The sequence below is a fragment of the Bacillota bacterium genome (genome assembly GCA_030705925.1).
GTDB lineage: Bacteria > Bacillota > Clostridia > Oscillospirales > Feifaniaceae > JAUZPM01.
This window is the reverse complement of the sequence record JAUZPM010000001.1, coordinates 1-14,467: the sequence shown is the minus strand read 5'-3', so window position 1 is coordinate 14,467 and position 14,467 is coordinate 1. Positions and strand designations below refer to the sequence as shown.

The 14,467-nt window shown below is 40.5% G+C and carries 17 protein-coding genes, 2 tRNA genes and 1 rRNA gene; 15 read left to right on the top strand and 5 right to left on the bottom strand.

Features of this window, described 5'->3' with window-relative positions; translation table 11 throughout:
* Nucleotides 1–32: 32 nt before the first annotated feature.
* From metG to Q8865_00065, 8 genes are all read left to right on the top strand, one after another.
* On the top strand, nucleotides 33–1,955 hold the full coding sequence (gene metG, locus Q8865_00100; GenBank protein ID MDP4151828.1) for a methionine--tRNA ligase: 1,923 nt from the start codon (nucleotides 33–35) through the stop codon (nucleotides 1,953–1,955).
* On the top strand, nucleotides 1,955–2,716 hold the full coding sequence (locus Q8865_00095; GenBank protein MDP4151827.1) for a TatD family hydrolase: 762 nt from the start codon (nucleotides 1,955–1,957) through the stop codon (nucleotides 2,714–2,716). The genes metG and Q8865_00095 overlap by 1 nt, the downstream gene beginning before the upstream one ends.
* Before the next feature lie 12 nt (nucleotides 2,717–2,728).
* Nucleotides 2,729–3,856 carry an ATP-grasp domain-containing protein gene (locus Q8865_00090; GenBank protein MDP4151826.1) on the top strand — a complete coding sequence of 376 codons (1,128 nt, stop codon included), beginning with the start codon at nucleotides 2,729–2,731 and terminating at the stop codon, nucleotides 3,854–3,856.
* Nucleotides 3,853–4,695, top strand: a complete 843-nt coding sequence (locus Q8865_00085) for a PHP domain-containing protein (protein ID MDP4151825.1) — start codon at nucleotides 3,853–3,855, stop codon at nucleotides 4,693–4,695. Before Q8865_00090 ends, Q8865_00085 begins: the two co-directional genes overlap by 4 nt.
* Nucleotides 4,661–6,010 (top strand): polysaccharide deacetylase family protein, encoded by a 1,350-nt coding sequence (locus tag Q8865_00080; GenBank protein ID MDP4151824.1) that lies wholly within the window; start codon nucleotides 4,661–4,663, stop codon nucleotides 6,008–6,010. The genes Q8865_00085 and Q8865_00080 overlap by 35 nt, the downstream gene beginning before the upstream one ends.
* 10 nt (nucleotides 6,011–6,020) lie before the next feature.
* A complete protein-coding gene (gene udp / locus Q8865_00075) occupies nucleotides 6,021–6,803 on the top strand; it encodes a uridine phosphorylase (protein ID MDP4151823.1) in 783 nt (260 codons plus the stop codon).
* 95 nt (nucleotides 6,804–6,898) lie between these two features.
* Nucleotides 6,899–7,366, top strand: coding sequence for a GNAT family N-acetyltransferase (locus tag Q8865_00070; protein ID MDP4151822.1), 468 nt, complete (start codon nucleotides 6,899–6,901; stop codon nucleotides 7,364–7,366).
* Nucleotides 7,367–7,400: 34 nt separating this feature from the next.
* Nucleotides 7,401–8,138, top strand: coding sequence for an NAD-dependent protein deacylase (locus Q8865_00065; protein MDP4151821.1), 738 nt, complete (start codon nucleotides 7,401–7,403; stop codon nucleotides 8,136–8,138).
* A gap of 6 nt (nucleotides 8,139–8,144) precedes the next feature.
* On the opposite strand, the gene Q8865_00060 is transcribed toward Q8865_00065, so the two are convergent.
* Complete coding sequence (locus Q8865_00060) at nucleotides 8,145–8,675, bottom strand: DUF6143 family protein (GenBank protein ID MDP4151820.1); 531 nt, start codon at nucleotides 8,673–8,675, stop codon at nucleotides 8,145–8,147.
* A gap of 81 nt (nucleotides 8,676–8,756) precedes the next feature.
* Between Q8865_00060 and Q8865_00055 the strand changes: the two genes are divergently transcribed.
* Nucleotides 8,757–9,140: a DUF2752 domain-containing protein gene (locus Q8865_00055; GenBank protein ID MDP4151819.1), complete on the top strand. Its 384-nt coding sequence runs from the start codon at nucleotides 8,757–8,759 to the stop codon at nucleotides 9,138–9,140.
* A 25-nt stretch (nucleotides 9,141–9,165) separates the two neighbouring features.
* Here Q8865_00055 and Q8865_00050 read toward each other — a convergent pair whose 3' ends face one another.
* The 4 genes from Q8865_00050 to Q8865_00035 form a co-directional block, all read right to left on the bottom strand.
* Entirely contained in the window at nucleotides 9,166–9,594 is a 429-nt protein-coding gene (locus tag Q8865_00050; GenBank protein ID MDP4151818.1) for a hypothetical protein, read from the bottom strand.
* Between the two features lie 21 nt (nucleotides 9,595–9,615).
* Nucleotides 9,616–10,077: a GtrA family protein gene (locus tag Q8865_00045; GenBank protein ID MDP4151817.1), complete on the bottom strand. Its 462-nt coding sequence runs from the start codon at nucleotides 10,075–10,077 to the stop codon at nucleotides 9,616–9,618.
* A 74-nt stretch (nucleotides 10,078–10,151) separates the two neighbouring features.
* Nucleotides 10,152–10,634, bottom strand: coding sequence for a 23S rRNA (pseudouridine(1915)-N(3))-methyltransferase RlmH (gene rlmH / locus Q8865_00040; protein ID MDP4151816.1), 483 nt, complete (start codon nucleotides 10,632–10,634; stop codon nucleotides 10,152–10,154).
* Between the two features lie 12 nt (nucleotides 10,635–10,646).
* The gene (locus Q8865_00035) at nucleotides 10,647–11,528 is read right to left on the bottom strand and encodes an MBL fold metallo-hydrolase (GenBank protein MDP4151815.1); all 882 of its coding nucleotides are present in this window, start codon (nucleotides 11,526–11,528) and stop codon (nucleotides 10,647–10,649) included.
* A 110-nt stretch (nucleotides 11,529–11,638) separates the two neighbouring features.
* Between Q8865_00035 and Q8865_00030 the strand changes: the two genes are divergently transcribed.
* The 6 genes from Q8865_00030 to Q8865_00005 all read left to right on the top strand — a co-directional run.
* Nucleotides 11,639–11,714: transfer RNA gene (locus tag Q8865_00030), tRNA-Thr, on the top strand.
* A gap of 5 nt (nucleotides 11,715–11,719) precedes the next feature.
* Nucleotides 11,720–11,805, top strand: a tRNA-Tyr gene (locus Q8865_00025).
* 154 nt (nucleotides 11,806–11,959) lie between these two features.
* Entirely contained in the window at nucleotides 11,960–12,178 is a 219-nt protein-coding gene (locus Q8865_00020) for a PC4/YdbC family ssDNA-binding protein (GenBank protein MDP4151814.1), read from the top strand.
* Between the two features lie 47 nt (nucleotides 12,179–12,225).
* On the top strand, nucleotides 12,226–13,215 hold the full coding sequence (locus Q8865_00015; protein MDP4151813.1) for an LCP family protein: 990 nt from the start codon (nucleotides 12,226–12,228) through the stop codon (nucleotides 13,213–13,215).
* Between the two features lie 37 nt (nucleotides 13,216–13,252).
* The gene (locus Q8865_00010) at nucleotides 13,253–13,516 is read left to right on the top strand and encodes a hypothetical protein (protein ID MDP4151812.1); all 264 of its coding nucleotides are present in this window, start codon (nucleotides 13,253–13,255) and stop codon (nucleotides 13,514–13,516) included.
* 355 nt (nucleotides 13,517–13,871) lie between these two features.
* Nucleotides 13,872–14,467, top strand: a 16S ribosomal RNA gene (locus tag Q8865_00005); the annotation flags it as partial.

The window sequence follows — 14,467 nt, the reverse complement described above, 5'->3', positions numbered from 1 at the left end:
GGAACAGTTAATTACTCTTTGGAGGTTAAACAATGCAAGATAAGAAAACATTTTATATCACCACCCCTATTTATTATCCTTCCGATAAATTGCATATAGGTCATTCGTATACGACTGTAGCCGCCGATACGCTTGCTCGCTACAAACGTATGCAGGGGTATGATGTCATGTTTTTGACCGGAACAGACGAACACGGACAAAAAATTGCGCGCCTGGCTGAGGAAGTGGGGAAAACTCCAAAACAGTTCGTAGATGATATAGTTGCCGGAGTCAAAGAGCTTTGGAAGTTGATGAACATTTCAAACGATCGTTTTATCCGTACCACCGACGAACAGCATATGAAGGCAGTTCAGAAGATTTTTAAGACTCTTTATGATAAAGGAGATATCTACAAAGGATCATATGAGGGACTGTACTGCGCTCAGTGCGAAGCTTTCTGGACAAAAGTTCAGGCTGCTGACGGAAAGTGTCCTGACTGCGGCAGACCGGTAGAGATGGCGAAGGAAGAGGCATACTTTTTTAAACTTTCAAATTACCAGGACAGGCTTATAAAGTTTTTAGAAGAAAATCCGGATTTTATTGCGCCGAAGTCCCGTTTAAACGAAATGATGAACAATTTTATAAAACCAGGGCTTGAAGATCTCTGCGTTTCGCGTACATCTTTTTCTTGGGGAATACCTGTCACTTTTGATGAAAAACATGTAGTGTATGTTTGGATAGACGCACTTTCTAACTATATTACCGCTTTAGGTTATCTTTCTGAAAACGATGCAGATTTTAAAAAGTACTGGCCATGCGATATACACCTTGTTGGTAAGGAAATTGTGCGTTTCCACACTATAATTTGGCCGATTATGCTTATGGCGCTTGATCTGCCTATGCCTAAAAGAGTTTTTGGTCATGGCTGGCTTCTTTTGGATGGCGGAAAGATGTCAAAATCCAAGGGAAACGTTGTTGATCCGGTTGTACTTTGCAAACGGTATGGCGTTGATGCAATCCGTTATTTTCTCCTGAGAGAGATCCCATTCGGTTCAGACGGTGTATTTTCAAATGAAGCATTGATTTCACGAATCAATTCAGACCTTGCAAATGATCTTGGCAATCTTGTCAGCAGGACTTTAGCAATGGCGGAAAAATATTTTGGCGGGGCTATTCCAAAAGAGCGGGAATCTGCGCCTATTGATGACGAACTAAGGGCAACGGCAAAAAATACAGCTGAATCTTATGAAAAGCTGATGGACGAAATGCAGTTTCCAAGCGCTCTTGCAGAGACATGGAATCTAATTTCGAGGGCAAATAAATATATAGATGAAACAATGCCGTGGGCTCTTGCTAAAGACGAAAGCAAACGTTCACGTCTTGCTGCGGTTATCTATAATCTCTGCGAGGCCATTCGTGTCGCAGGCATACTTATTTCTCCAGCTTTACCGGATACGGCTTCTAAGATATTTGAACGCCTCGGAATTACCGGTTCAACCGAAACACTTTGGGAAGGCACTTTACATTGGGGTGAAGCTGAAAGCTATAATACATCTGTCGGAGAGATTTTATTTCCAAGGATCGATATGGAAAAAGAGCTTGCAGAGCTTCAGGCTGAACAAAAGGCAAAAGTAACACCTGAACAGCCCAAAATGCCGGAAATCACTATTGATGATTTTATGAATGTGGAACTGCGTGCAGCAAAAGTCATTTCATGTGAACCCGTAAAAAAATCCGATAAACTGCTCTGTCTGCAGCTTGATGCCGGAAGTGAAAAACGCCAGGTAGTTTCAGGAATTGCTCAGTGGTATAAACCTGAAGATATGATTGGAAAAACAGTTGTTCTGGTTGCAAACTTAAAACCAGCAAAATTGCGCGGCGTTGAAAGTCAGGGCATGATCTTAGCGTCAGACGACGGAAAAAATGTTAAAGTTGTTTTCCTTGACGGTGTTGAGCCGGGGGCAAGGATTCGCTGATGGGGCTTTTCGATTCTCATGCCCATTATTACGATGAGCAGTTTGAAGTTGACGGTGACGAACTTTTAAAATCGATGCCAAAGTCTGGCGTTGATTATATTGTAACTTGTCCGTCAACACCTGAACAAAGCCGTGAAAGTTTAAGGATTGCGGAACGTTATCCATATGTTTACGCCGCTGTTGGGATTCATCCTCAGGACTGCGGACCTTATGATATTTCTGCGCTCGAAGATATTCGAAAGCTTTCAAAGCATCCAAAATGTGTGGCGATAGGCGAAATAGGGCTTGATTATTATTATGAAAACGCATCCCGCGAAAAACAGAAAAATTGGTTCAGAGAACAGTGTATTCTCGCAAATGAGGTTGACAAACCTGTAATTGTCCATGATAGGGATTCTCATGCAGACACGCTGGCTGTTTTAAAGGATACGAAACCCCGTGGTGTGGTGCACTGCTTTTCAGGCAGTATAGAGATGGCTGACGAACTTTTGAAAATGGGCTTTTACATTTCATTTACTGGGGTTATTACTTTTAAAAATGCAAAAAAAGCTGTTGAAGTTGTAGCTCACATGCCGCTTGACAGACTTATGATAGAAACCGATTCGCCTTATCTTGCCCCTGAACCGCTGAGAGGGACAAGAAATGATTCGCGTAATGTGCGTCTGGTTGCCCAAAAGATTGCGGAAATCAGGGGCATATCATTTGAAGAGGTTGCAGACTGTACAACCGAAAACGCCAAACGTCTTTTTGGCATCAGATAAATTGGAGGCCGTATGAACGCCGTTGTTACCGATGTACAATATAGAATGACATTAGCTCTTATACGTGACCTCGCTGACGGCGGTATCAAAAATATAACGGCTGTGTGCAGAAAAGGGCAGGGAGCACCTGTAGGGTTTTATTCTAAGCATGTTTCAAACCATATCCTCCTGACTGAAAAAGCTGAAATGGAATACGCAAAGCATCTGTCAGAGGTATGCAAAAAAATAGAAAATCCGGTTCTGCTTTGTCCCGGAAGAGATACAATATCAGCTGTTTCGAAATATCCTGAACTTTTTAAAGATATTGCGCACCTTGTTCCGACTGAAGAAAATTTGAATAATGCCAACGATAAAAGTGCAGTAATTGATGCCGCTGTTAGTGCCGGAGTCCCCGTGCCGAAAAGTTATACACTAGATGATGCGGAATATCCATGTGTTATCAAGTATCGCTGTGGTGAAAAGCTAGGAAAGAAAGCAAATGAGCGCTATTCGATCATAAACAACCGAGAGTCTTTAATTAAAACATATAATGAGTATTTAAAGCTTGACAGCGAGCCGGTTTTGCAGGAATATATTGAGGGCGATGGTTTTGGCGTTTCACTTGTAATGGATAAAGAGCAAAACGCAGTTGATTTCATTTCACACCGCCGTGTAAGGCAATTTCCGTCGTCTGGCGGACCGTCAACCTGCTGCGAAACATACTTTAACGAAAATATGGTTAACGATGCAGTTCGTTTGTTAAAAAAAATAGGTTTTACAGGTGTAGCAATGGTCGAGTTTAAGGGAACGGATGACAATTACAGACTGATGGAAATCAATCCTCGTGTCTGGGGGAGTTATGCGCTTGCACGTGCCTGTAACAGCAGCTTTTCAATGTCATGGTTTAATGCATCGGCTGGTGAGAGACTTAAACCTGCTGATTTGACAAAACCTAACTACTCTCTTGGAGTTAAAATGCAGTTTTTCCCTTCTGAACTTAAATTATTAAACGAATTGATACGAAATAAGCGTATTGGAGAGTCTGGGATAATAATTAAAGATTTATTAAATCCAAAGGTTCGTGACGGGGTAATTGAGTTTTCTGACATTAGTGCAAGTTTACATTATATTAAGTCACTTGTTAGCGGAGGAGATCGATGAAATCGATCAAAGCGGATCTTCATATACACACAATATATTCACCGGACAGCAAACAAGGGCCGGAGCAGATCGTTCGAAGAGCTAAAAAAAAGGGAATCGGCGCAGTCGCACTCTGCGATCATAATACATGTGAAAGCTTTAATTGGATTTCTGAGAACACGGATAAAGACGGAGTATACCAAGGTATAATCGTTGTTCCAGCTTGCGAAATATCCACTGACCGCGGGCATATATTAGGGCTTTTTTTGAAGGAGCCGTTAAATTTAGATTCATTAGTTTCAACTGATGTTTATAGTTATAAAGATGTACACTCAGCTATAAAAAAAGCTGGCGGAATCGTATGTGCGGCGCATCCATTTGAATCGGTAAATGTCTGCACAGATTATCTTAGCATGGTCGACTGTATAGAAGTTTATAATGCGCGTGCGGCAAGCATAAATGATAAAGCAAATAGTGCCGCGGCTGTATATGCCGAAAAAATTTCAAAACCGTATACGGCTGGCAGCGATGCACATATTCTTAACGAAATCGGAAACGCCTTCCTTGAGGTAAAGCTGGTTGAGGTTTCATTATTAGAATTGAAAACTGCTGTTCTTAAAGGTGATGGCATTGTGTGGGGCAAAGAATCGAGTATGAGGAATCGCGCTTTGTCTCAGCTCATAAAACAGTATAAATTGAAAAACGAGCCGGCTCTATTTAAAAGGATATTAGTGCTTACATTTTTTTGCTTGATAGATTTGCTTAAATTTGCCGGTTTAATAAATAAGGATAAAGGAACCATCTCAATGAAAGAGGGAAATGCCCATGTCAGCAATAGTAAAGATAGGGAAAAAAGTTAAAAAGATTATCTTCGGGGACAAAAGTAGGATTCCCGGGTCAAATTATATGTCTCTGACACGGCGGATAGAACGAGTATTAATACCGGAAAAAATTGTTGCAATGACATTTGACGACGGTCCGTGTGCTCTGCCTCCGCAGCCTTGGAAAAACGAAGGCGATAGTTTAACCGGTGTTATTTTAGATATAATGAAAGAATTTGACGCGCGCGGTACCTTCGATGTTATCGGGGATACAAGTAAAAATTATCCTGATGATATTGGCATTGAAGGCAGTGCCTCATGGGGGGGCATACGCTATGATCACTATCCGATGTTTGAGATGGATGAACAGGGCGGAGCACAGTCTCAAAAAGAACTTATTAACCGCATATTAGAAGAAGGTCATGAGGTAAGCAATCATTCCTACCAGCATATTTTATTTGGCAGAAAGAACTTTGTATATCAGAAAAGGGTGCATTTAAGTAAACTTGGTGAAGTGCTTGATGATCTTTACAAGCTTGATAAGTTGCTTGAAGATAGACACAGTTATAAAATGAAATTTTCACGTCCGCCGCATTATGTCGACAGGATTGATAAATATTTTACTGTATATGATGCCTATGATATTCTAAAGTACCAGTATATGGCCGCAAGCTTTGACGGGGCAGGATGGCTGCCGATGGGCAGTTATGAGGTCGAGGTTGAAACAATGTGGGGACCAATGCGTGAGAAACTTGCCGAAAATCCGGATTTCCTTCGTGGGCAGATCATCTTCCAGAAGGACGGTTATAATATGGCGAGCAGAAGCCCTGTGGTTGATGGACTTAGGCGTCAGCTTGAGACGCTTAAGGAATTTGGATATAAGGTCGTCCCTGTTTCGGAACTATTAAATTATGGACAGTTTAAGGATATAAGTTCTAAAAATCCTTATTACAAAGCTGCTGCTGGTTTAATAGCAAAAGGTCGCTGTGTTGCTTACAGGGATAATACTGTTCGTCCGGGCAAGGTTCTTACACGCGGTGAGCTTGCAATGATGCTTGCACCTCATAGGGCAATAATAGACAGAACAATAAAAATTCAAGAAGGAAAAGCTGAAACGCTTGAATTTTCAGATGTTAAAGTTAAGCATCCTTATTCTTCTGCGGCTAAGTGGTGCGTTGAACAAGGTTTTATGCAGATAAACGGCGGAAAATTTTGCCCTAACCATGAGGTAACGGATGCCGATTTCGATACAGCTATTTCGAAGCTCGGAGGAAAACTATCGGGCCTTCAGGGAAAAATCAAACGTGGTGATGCCATCAATATCTTATGGAATTTAGCCAAAGAAAAAGAATAGGGGTGGTATTATGGAAGTCGGCGGAAAGCAGATGCATATTGCACTTAAATCCGGTGATATAGGACGATATGTTTTATTGCCAGGCGATCCTGGACGGTGTGAAAAGATAGCAAAGTATTTCGATAATCCTAAGTTTGTAGCATCAAACCGTGAATTTGTGACTTACTCCGGATTTTTGGATGGCGAAATGGTCGCAGTTACATCGACAGGTATTGGCGGACCAAGCGCTGCTATCGCTCTCGAAGAGCTTCACGCCGTTGGGGCTGATACGTTTTTACGAATCGGAACCTGCGGAGGTATCAATATTGATGTGGACGGAGGCGATATCGTTATCGCGACCGGTGCAGTCAGGCATGAAGGGACGGGACTTCACTATGAGCCGATAGAATTTCCTGCTGTGCCGAATTATGATATGCTTTCTGCGCTTATCGATACCGCAAGAGAAAAAAAGTTTAAGTTTCATTATGGATTAGTGCAGTGTAAAGATTCTTTCTATGGACAGCATGAGCCTGAACGAATGCCTATTGCTGCTGAACTGCTGCAGAAATGGGAAGCATGGAAAAAAGGCGGTGTGCTTGCAAGCGAAATGGAGTCCGCTGCTCTATTTGTCATTGGAAGCTGTTTGGAAGTAAGAGTGGGAGCGGCATTTTTAGCTGTTTGGAACCCTGAAAGAGCAAAGGCGGGACTTATAAACAGTGAGGTTCATGATACCGATGCTGTTGTACGTTTGGGTGTTGAAACGCTTAGAACTATAATAAGACGAGATAGGAATAAAAAAGCAGACGAAGCATAGCTCGTCTGCTTTTTTAGAACATATATTGTAATAATTGTAAAAATAAATATAATTAATTATAGTGATTTGATTTTGCATAGTAAAGGCAGTTGAATATGATAATTAGAAAAGCAACAGAAAGTGATATTGATAATCTAATAAAGTTAAGGCTTGCTTATATAAAATCGGATGAAAATACGGGCTTGATTTCAAAGGATAAAGAAGAAAAAATCAAGGATCAGCTTAAAGAATACTTTCCTAAACATCTTGCTATGGGGGATTTTATCGCTTTTGTTGCTGAAGAGGACAAAATGATAATATCCTCGGCGTATCTCGTTATTGTCGATAAACCGGCGAATACATCTTTTATTAATGGGAAAACGGGAACCTTGCTTAATGTTTTTACATATCCAGAATATAGACGACAGGGGATAGCGACAAAGGTCATCGGGGCATTAATAGATGAGGCGAAAAAGCTTAATATTTCACAGTTGAATTTGCTTGCGACTGATTCGGGCAAAAAGGTTTATGAAAAATTGGGATTTACAATATCTTCTTATTCACCTATGAGTTTAAAGCTTTAATTATTATGACAATAAGCCTATAATTAAGCTGAAGGTGATTTATATGGATATAGAAAAACTGAAGAATTTTATAGCGTCATCAAATAATATAGTATTTTTCGGCGGAGCAGGCGTTTCGACGGCAAGTAATATACCTGATTTCAGGAGCGCGAACGGATTATATAATGAAAAGTCAAATATACATTTTTCACCCGAAGAAATACTGTCGCATACATTTTTCATGAAGCATACGGAAGAATTTTATGACTTTTATAAAGGGAAAATGATTTACAAGGATGCAAAGCCAAATAATGCCCACAACGCACTAGCGAAACTCGAAAAATCAGGTAAGCTGAGAGCTGTCATCACGCAAAATATAGACGGACTGCACCAAATGGCTGGCAGCAAAAATGTTTTAGAGCTTCATGGGTCAATACACAGAAACAGATGTATGAAATGCAATGAATTTTTTGATCTAGATTATATAACTCGCTCTGAAGCAATACCGAAATGCAATAGTTGCGGAGGGATAGTAAAACCTGAAGTTGTATTGTATGAGGAAAGCTTAGACCAAAGCGTATTTTATTCTTCTATAGAGATGATATCGAATGCAGACGTTTTTATTGTTGGAGGAACATCTCTCTCTGTTTATCCAGCGGCAGGGCTGATTTCTTATTATAAGGGTAACAAACTTATACTTATAAATAAAACTCAGACACCTTATGACAATAAAGCCGAATTATGTATTTATGGAGATATCGCTCAGATATTAAAAGCTGCTGTTTTGGATTAAAGGATATCAGATTCTTTCCTCCCACCAGCCGAATGCGATGCGAGCCAATACTTTTTCATTGCTGGGTTCGGGAGGCAGACAGTTTATCACAAAACTGCCGCCAGGAGGACAAATGAATTTTCCGTCCTCCTCAGATACGATTGTTGTCTGCGGTGGGCAGCGGCGCCCAAAGATCAATGTTCCTTCTGATGGGGCGCCATCAACATTTTCAGCGTATAGAAACTGCACATAAGGCTTTGGAATAGGTTTTATTGCGGTGTTTGCGGCGCTTTGCATATCTGTAAGTTTTGGTTCGCCAGATGTTTTTGGATTGAGCCAAACTTGAAATGAAAAGGGGATTTCTGTAACATTTCCGACTGTAAAAACATTTGCAAAAAGAAGAATGCCGGAATCAATCGGGTTTACTAAACCAGCCCATGCAAACTTTCCTGCGCCGAATTCCTCTCGGCTTAGACCTGCAAAATATTTTCCTTGAAGAGATTTGTATAACGCAATAGGGATATTTACTTCCTGGTGATAGTCTTTATATCTATACATTGATTCGTCCCCTTTTAATATAGAATCAATGTATTATATTCTTGAAATATACAGGTGTTAATAAATAAATTGGCGGTTACAATGAGAAGAATTATTAAATTATGCCTTATTTTGATTTGTGCAATAGCATTGTTTATGGCTTTTGATATAGGCTGTCTGATAAAAGACATAATTGGTATCCCGTGTGCCGGCTGTGGAATGACCAGAGCTTGGATTTCATTATTTCATGGTGATATTTTAAATGCTTTTTACTGGCATCCGCTGTTTTGGCTTGCGCCTGCTGCAATAGTTCTAGCACTTTCTGACTGGAGGTTTCGCGGAAAAACAGCGATTTTATATTCTTGCGTTGGATTGTTTGTAGCAGTTTACATTGTTCGGATGATTTTTATGTTTCCATATAAAATGCCAATGGATATGAACTATAATGCCCCCGTTATAAGGTTGTTAAAACATATTATAAATTAAAAAGGTAAGCCTTTGAGCTTACCTTTTACTTTTTTAGAAGTTTAAGAATTATGTTGGTTGGGAATAGCCGCTCTTTAAATAACATAACTGCTGAAAGAGCAGCTTCGATTACTCCAATAAAAAAGAATACGATATGTAAGGTAGCCACCATTCTAAGCATAATACACTGTACTATTATCCATATAACAAGCGCCCAACTGAATACGCTGCTTAGATAGCCCTGCCATTTGAATTTACACAGGATGCCGACTGAGGCGATGACATTGCCTATTCCTATAACTGAAAAAAGCAGGATTCCAGGTATCAGATAATTTGAAAACGGCGAATTTTTCAGTAGTTCAGTAGATACGCCCATAGGTAAATTAGGGTTGGTGATTGCACCGAGACCTCCGGCCATGCCACCTATTCCGATAAATGCGTGAAGTATCAACATTGTTCTGTAAAGTAATTTCAAATTGCGTTCCCCCTTATTCTCTTAAAGATTTTTTGTAAGCTCTTTCTCCATTTGCTTTTTGGCACGTTTGTTCGTGTACATGGAATCTTTGTAAACAACAAATCTGTAAAAAGTAAATTCGGTTATTAGATTGATTACCATTGTTCCAAACAGAACGATATATTTATTCCAGCCGGCATTGGTGAGCGCATCGCCCCACCATGTCGATAATGGAGTAAACATTAGGTAGAATCCCGCAACTTTAAGCATTGCAACCGGGATGTTCGCAACCGACATAAATGTAAAATGCCTGTTCAGTGTAAAATTGTATAATACAGAAAGGATCAAAGCAACTAGGTAACATGGCCAATAAGGCAGTTTTCCGAGTTCGCTTAACAGCGCAAAACTTACTGTTTCTATAATACCAGCAGACGCCGAAAATAGAGTGAACTTAACCGCTTGGGTAATATTTTGTTTTTTCGTAAGCACTTTTTGATTTTCCATTTACGCTCCTTGATAAATTAACATATTCAAGTGGGGCTTGATCTTGCATTGGGTTGATTTAAAAAGCGGAAACATCACTTATGATATGTTTCACCAGTGGATATTTTAAAAGCACGAAAAATCTGTTCGCATAAAATCAAACGCATCAAACCATGGGGAAAGGTCATGGCCGAAAAGGATAGTTTCATGTCAGCGCGTGATTTAACTGCATTTGCTAGCCCATATGAACTTCCGATAATAAAAGCTATACAGCTTATTCCATTCAAAGCGCAGTCTGTTATAAGTTTTGAAAACCCCAAACTGTCTGTTTGGCGGCCTTCGACACAAAGTGCTATCACATGGCTTCGGGGCGGTATCTTTTTTAATATGTCTACACTTTCTTTATTAAGCGCCGATTCAATCTCCGCTTGCGATGCATTGTCTGTTCCGAAACGCTGCTCATTTGTTTCAATTATTTCAAAATCACAAAAACCTGACAGCCTTTTTTCATATTCTGATATACAAGCTGTTATATTTTTATCTCTTATTTTGCCGACTGCGATAATTTTAATTGAAATCACAAAATACTCCTAAAAATCAAAAATAGTGCTGATATTACTTCGGGGTGCCAGGTTGACGGTGGTTTCACCAGGTTTAATGCCTTTTTCTAAAAGCTTGCAGCAAGTAGTATTCAAAGCAAGCTTTTCCGTATTGTTATTAGCGCTGAGGTGTGCCAAAAGAAAATGCAAAACACCATGTTCAGTGAGCCGGCATACGAGATCTGCGCAGGCGTCATTTGAAAGGTGACCATGATCGGAAATAACTCTGTTTTTCAAGTACCAAGGATAAGGGCCGTTTTTAAGCATTTCGATATCATGATTTGATTCCACAATCGCAAAATCTGCTTTACAGAGATGATGGAATACCTCATCTGTTGCAACGCCCAAATCTGTTGCTATCGCAAGAGTTTTTTCGCTTGACCCGGTAAATACATAACCGGAGCTATCCGGGGTGTCGTGCGGAGTTTTGAATGGAGTAACGCCAATCCCAAAAATATCGAATGTGCCATCCCCATCAAGAACTGTCAGCCTGTCAGGCATTATATCGTTAATTTTATCGCACACAGCTTCAAGTGTTGCGCGACGCCCGAATATAGGCATGTTATAACGTTTTGCGATTACTCCAAGCGCGCTGATATGGTCGCTGTGCTCATGTGTTATAAAAATACCGTTTATATCTTCAAGCCTTGTATCGAGCGATTGAAGTGCTGACGCAACAGCTTTCATATTTTTACCCGCATCAACAAGAAAACGAACATTTCCATCTTGTATATAAACGCAATTTCCGCTGCTTCCACTGAATAAAGTGCAAAAATTCAGTTTAATCGCTCCCTTTGAGTATTTTTTAATAATTATAACACAATTTATAACTTGATAATAGTAAATTAAAGATGTATAGTATTGAGGATACAAAAAATCCTTATTTGCTGGTCTACTGAATATTGGCAAATATTTTTCGATATAATACTTGACAATACGTCAAAAACTATGTTATATTGTTATACGCACTTTGAAAGAAATGTGCTGGTGTAGCTCAGCCGGTAGAGCAGCTGATTTGTAATCAGCAGGTCGGGGGTTCGAATCCGTCCACCAGCTCCATATACGGGGGGATTCCCGAGCGGCCAAAGGGGGCAGACTGTAAATCTGTTGTCTGACGACTTCGGTGGTCCGAATCCACCTCCCCCCACCATTAATCCCGTTCACCAAAAGGTGAACGGGATTTTTTAGTTATATTTCTCTTGCCAATAGCTAAATCATGCCATATAATATTGAAAAAGTGATATAATTTTTTGAATTTATTTAATATTAATGTTAATACTAAACAAGTAAAGGAGCAATTGACAATGGCAGAACTAAAGTATGATGTAGTAAAGGAAATCGGTGTTCTTTCTGAAAAAGCTGGCTGGACTAAGGAACTCAATCTTGTAAGCTGGAATGACAGAGAACCTAAATACGATATAAGAGATTGGTCGCCCGATAAAAGCAAAATGGGCAAAGGCATAACATTAACTTTGGATGAGATAAAAAATTTAAAAGATTTACTAGATAAGGTTGACCTATAACAGTACTTAGTATAAAGTCAAATTCCTGAGGGGACTGGTATAACCGAATGGGGAAAAGAAAAGTTGTTATTCGTGTCGTAGTACTTTTGTTCATGACTTTAACAGCGGCCGGCGCTGGAGTATATTTTGGCGTTTTAAATCCCATGTTTCACGAGATTAATAAAGATTCCCCGCAAGAAGTGCTTGACCAGCCCAAGGAAGAAAAAATGCCGCTTAAGTTCAATATATTAATTATAGGAACAGATAAGGGAAAAGCTCTTACTGATGTAATGATGCTTGCATCTGTTGACAGTGAGACGCATAAAATACATCTCATATCCCTTATGCGCGATACGCGTGTTAAGGTAGAGAGCTATTTCACAAAGCTTAACTCTGTTTACAGACATGATAAGCTGGATGGCCTTATTGGGGCGGTAAAAGAATTGACGGGATCGCCGGTTAATTATTATATAATGATGGACTTTGAGGGATTCAGAAATATTATAGATACTCTTGGCGGTGTAGAATTCAATGTGCCTCAAAGAATGAAATATACCGATAGGGTTCAAGGTCTTAAGATAGACCTGCAGCCAGGGATGCAGGTCTTAGACGGCAACAAAGCCGAGCAGCTCGTAAGATTTCGCAGATATATTGAGGGAGACGTTCAGCGTACACGTGTTCAGCAGGATTTTGTAAAAGCATTGTTTGAACAAAAGAAAGACGCAAGCTATCTTTTAAAGGCTCCTGAATTGTTTCAGGAGCTGTCAAAGAGCTGTAAGACTAACATCACTTTAAATATACTGTTAAAAAATATAAATGAAATAAACAATATGTCGCAATATGACTTGGAAACACATAAAATGCCGGGAGAAGGCACATATGTTGGCGATGTATCATATTTTTTACCTTACCTTGATGAAAGCTATCCTGTATTTCAGAATTATTTCTTGGGAACAGGAGAGCCATCGTCTAAAAAGTATACTGATATGACAGGGGCAAAATGGCCGAAAGGCTGGTCTCATAACACAAAGGAAGAAACAACCAGCAAAAAGTCTTAAAAAAGGAGTTGACAAAGGGGAAGAAATCTGATAATCTATGATTCCCGCGAAAAACGGGGGAAAACGAAGGATACAGAGAGACGGAAGAAGCGGGGATAAAAAACCTGCGAAAAAGCGAAAAAAAGAGTTGACATGGAGAAGAAAATCTGATATTCTAAGATTCCCGCTGAAAACGGGGCAAACCAAAGGATACGAAAAGACGGAAAAGAGCAGGGATAAAAAACCTGCGAAAACGCTTAAAAAAAGTGTTGACAAAGAGAAGAAAGTTTGGTATCCTAAAGATCCCGGCTCACGAGAGTGAGAAAAACGGGGACCGACGAGAAAACGCCTGAATGACGAAAAAAACTCGAAAAAAGTTTAAAAAAGGTGTTGACAAGAGAGCGTTGGTTTGGTATTATAGATGAGCGCCACAAACGAGGCGCGGACAACAAGAGAGTGACGGAAGCCGAGAAGCGTTGAGCAGAGCTTGAAAGAGCGAAAGCGAGACAAATCGAAACGGCATTGAACCTTGAAAATTAAACAACGATTTTCAGAAAATTAGGACCCTGAAAATTTCTAAATACTCAAACGAGAGTAATTTAATGGACAAAGCCGAAAATTGACAAAGCCAAAATTCGGTTATGAGTCACAAACGATTTAAATAATATTTTAAATATTTTTTAGAGAGTTTGATCCTGGCTCAGGACGAACGCTGGCGGCGTGCCTAACACATGCAAGTCGAACGGAGTTTTGTCTGACACCGGCAGCTTGGCCCAAGAGGGCTGAGCAGCGGGTGTTGGACGAAACTTAGTGGCGGACGGGTGAGTAACGCGTGAGCAATCTGCCTCTGTGAGGGGGATAACATACCGAAAGGTATGCTAATACCGCATAATATATCTTGAAGACATCTTCGAGATATCAAAGGAGCAATCCGCACAGAGATGAGCTCGCGTCCAATTAGGTAGTTGGTGAGATAACAGCCCACCAAGCCGACGATTGGTAGCCGGACTGAGAGGTCGAACGGCCACATTGGGACTGAGACACGGCCCAGACTCCTACGGGAGGCAGCAGTGGGGGATATTGCTCAATGGGGGAAACCCTGAAGCAGCAACGCCGCGTGAAGGAAGAAGGTCTTCGGATTGTAAACTTTTGTCTTCCGGGACGATAATGACGGTACCGGAGGAGGAAGCCACGGCTAACTACGTGCCAGCAGCCGCGGTAATACGTAGGTGGCAAGCGTTGTCCGGAATTACTGGGTGTAAAGGGTGCGTAG

Excerpts from the sequence above, each read along its gene's own strand:
- Q8865_00080 (MDP4151824.1), top strand. The coding sequence starts at position 4,661 with ATGTCAGCAATAGTAAAGATAGGGAAAAAAGTTAAAAAGATTATCTTC.
- Q8865_00060 (MDP4151820.1), bottom strand. The coding sequence starts at position 8,675 with ATGTATAGATATAAAGACTATCACCAGGAAGTAAATATCCCTATTGCG.
- Q8865_00020 (MDP4151814.1), top strand. The coding sequence starts at position 11,960 with ATGGCAGAACTAAAGTATGATGTAGTAAAGGAAATCGGTGTTCTTTCT.
- Q8865_00015 (MDP4151813.1), top strand. The coding sequence starts at position 12,226 with ATGGGGAAAAGAAAAGTTGTTATTCGTGTCGTAGTACTTTTGTTCATG.
- Q8865_00085 (MDP4151825.1), top strand. The coding sequence starts at position 3,853 with ATGAAATCGATCAAAGCGGATCTTCATATACACACAATATATTCACCG.
- Q8865_00010 (MDP4151812.1), top strand. The coding sequence starts at position 13,253 with ATGATTCCCGCGAAAAACGGGGGAAAACGAAGGATACAGAGAGACGGA.
- Q8865_00095 (MDP4151827.1), top strand. The coding sequence starts at position 1,955 with ATGGGGCTTTTCGATTCTCATGCCCATTATTACGATGAGCAGTTTGAA.
- Q8865_00045 (MDP4151817.1), bottom strand. The coding sequence starts at position 10,077 with ATGGAAAATCAAAAAGTGCTTACGAAAAAACAAAATATTACCCAAGCG.
- Q8865_00090 (MDP4151826.1), top strand. The coding sequence starts at position 2,729 with ATGAACGCCGTTGTTACCGATGTACAATATAGAATGACATTAGCTCTT.
- metG (MDP4151828.1), top strand. The coding sequence starts at position 33 with ATGCAAGATAAGAAAACATTTTATATCACCACCCCTATTTATTATCCT.
- Q8865_00070 (MDP4151822.1), top strand. The coding sequence starts at position 6,899 with ATGATAATTAGAAAAGCAACAGAAAGTGATATTGATAATCTAATAAAG.
- udp (MDP4151823.1), top strand. The coding sequence starts at position 6,021 with ATGGAAGTCGGCGGAAAGCAGATGCATATTGCACTTAAATCCGGTGAT.
- Q8865_00055 (MDP4151819.1), top strand. The coding sequence starts at position 8,757 with ATGAGAAGAATTATTAAATTATGCCTTATTTTGATTTGTGCAATAGCA.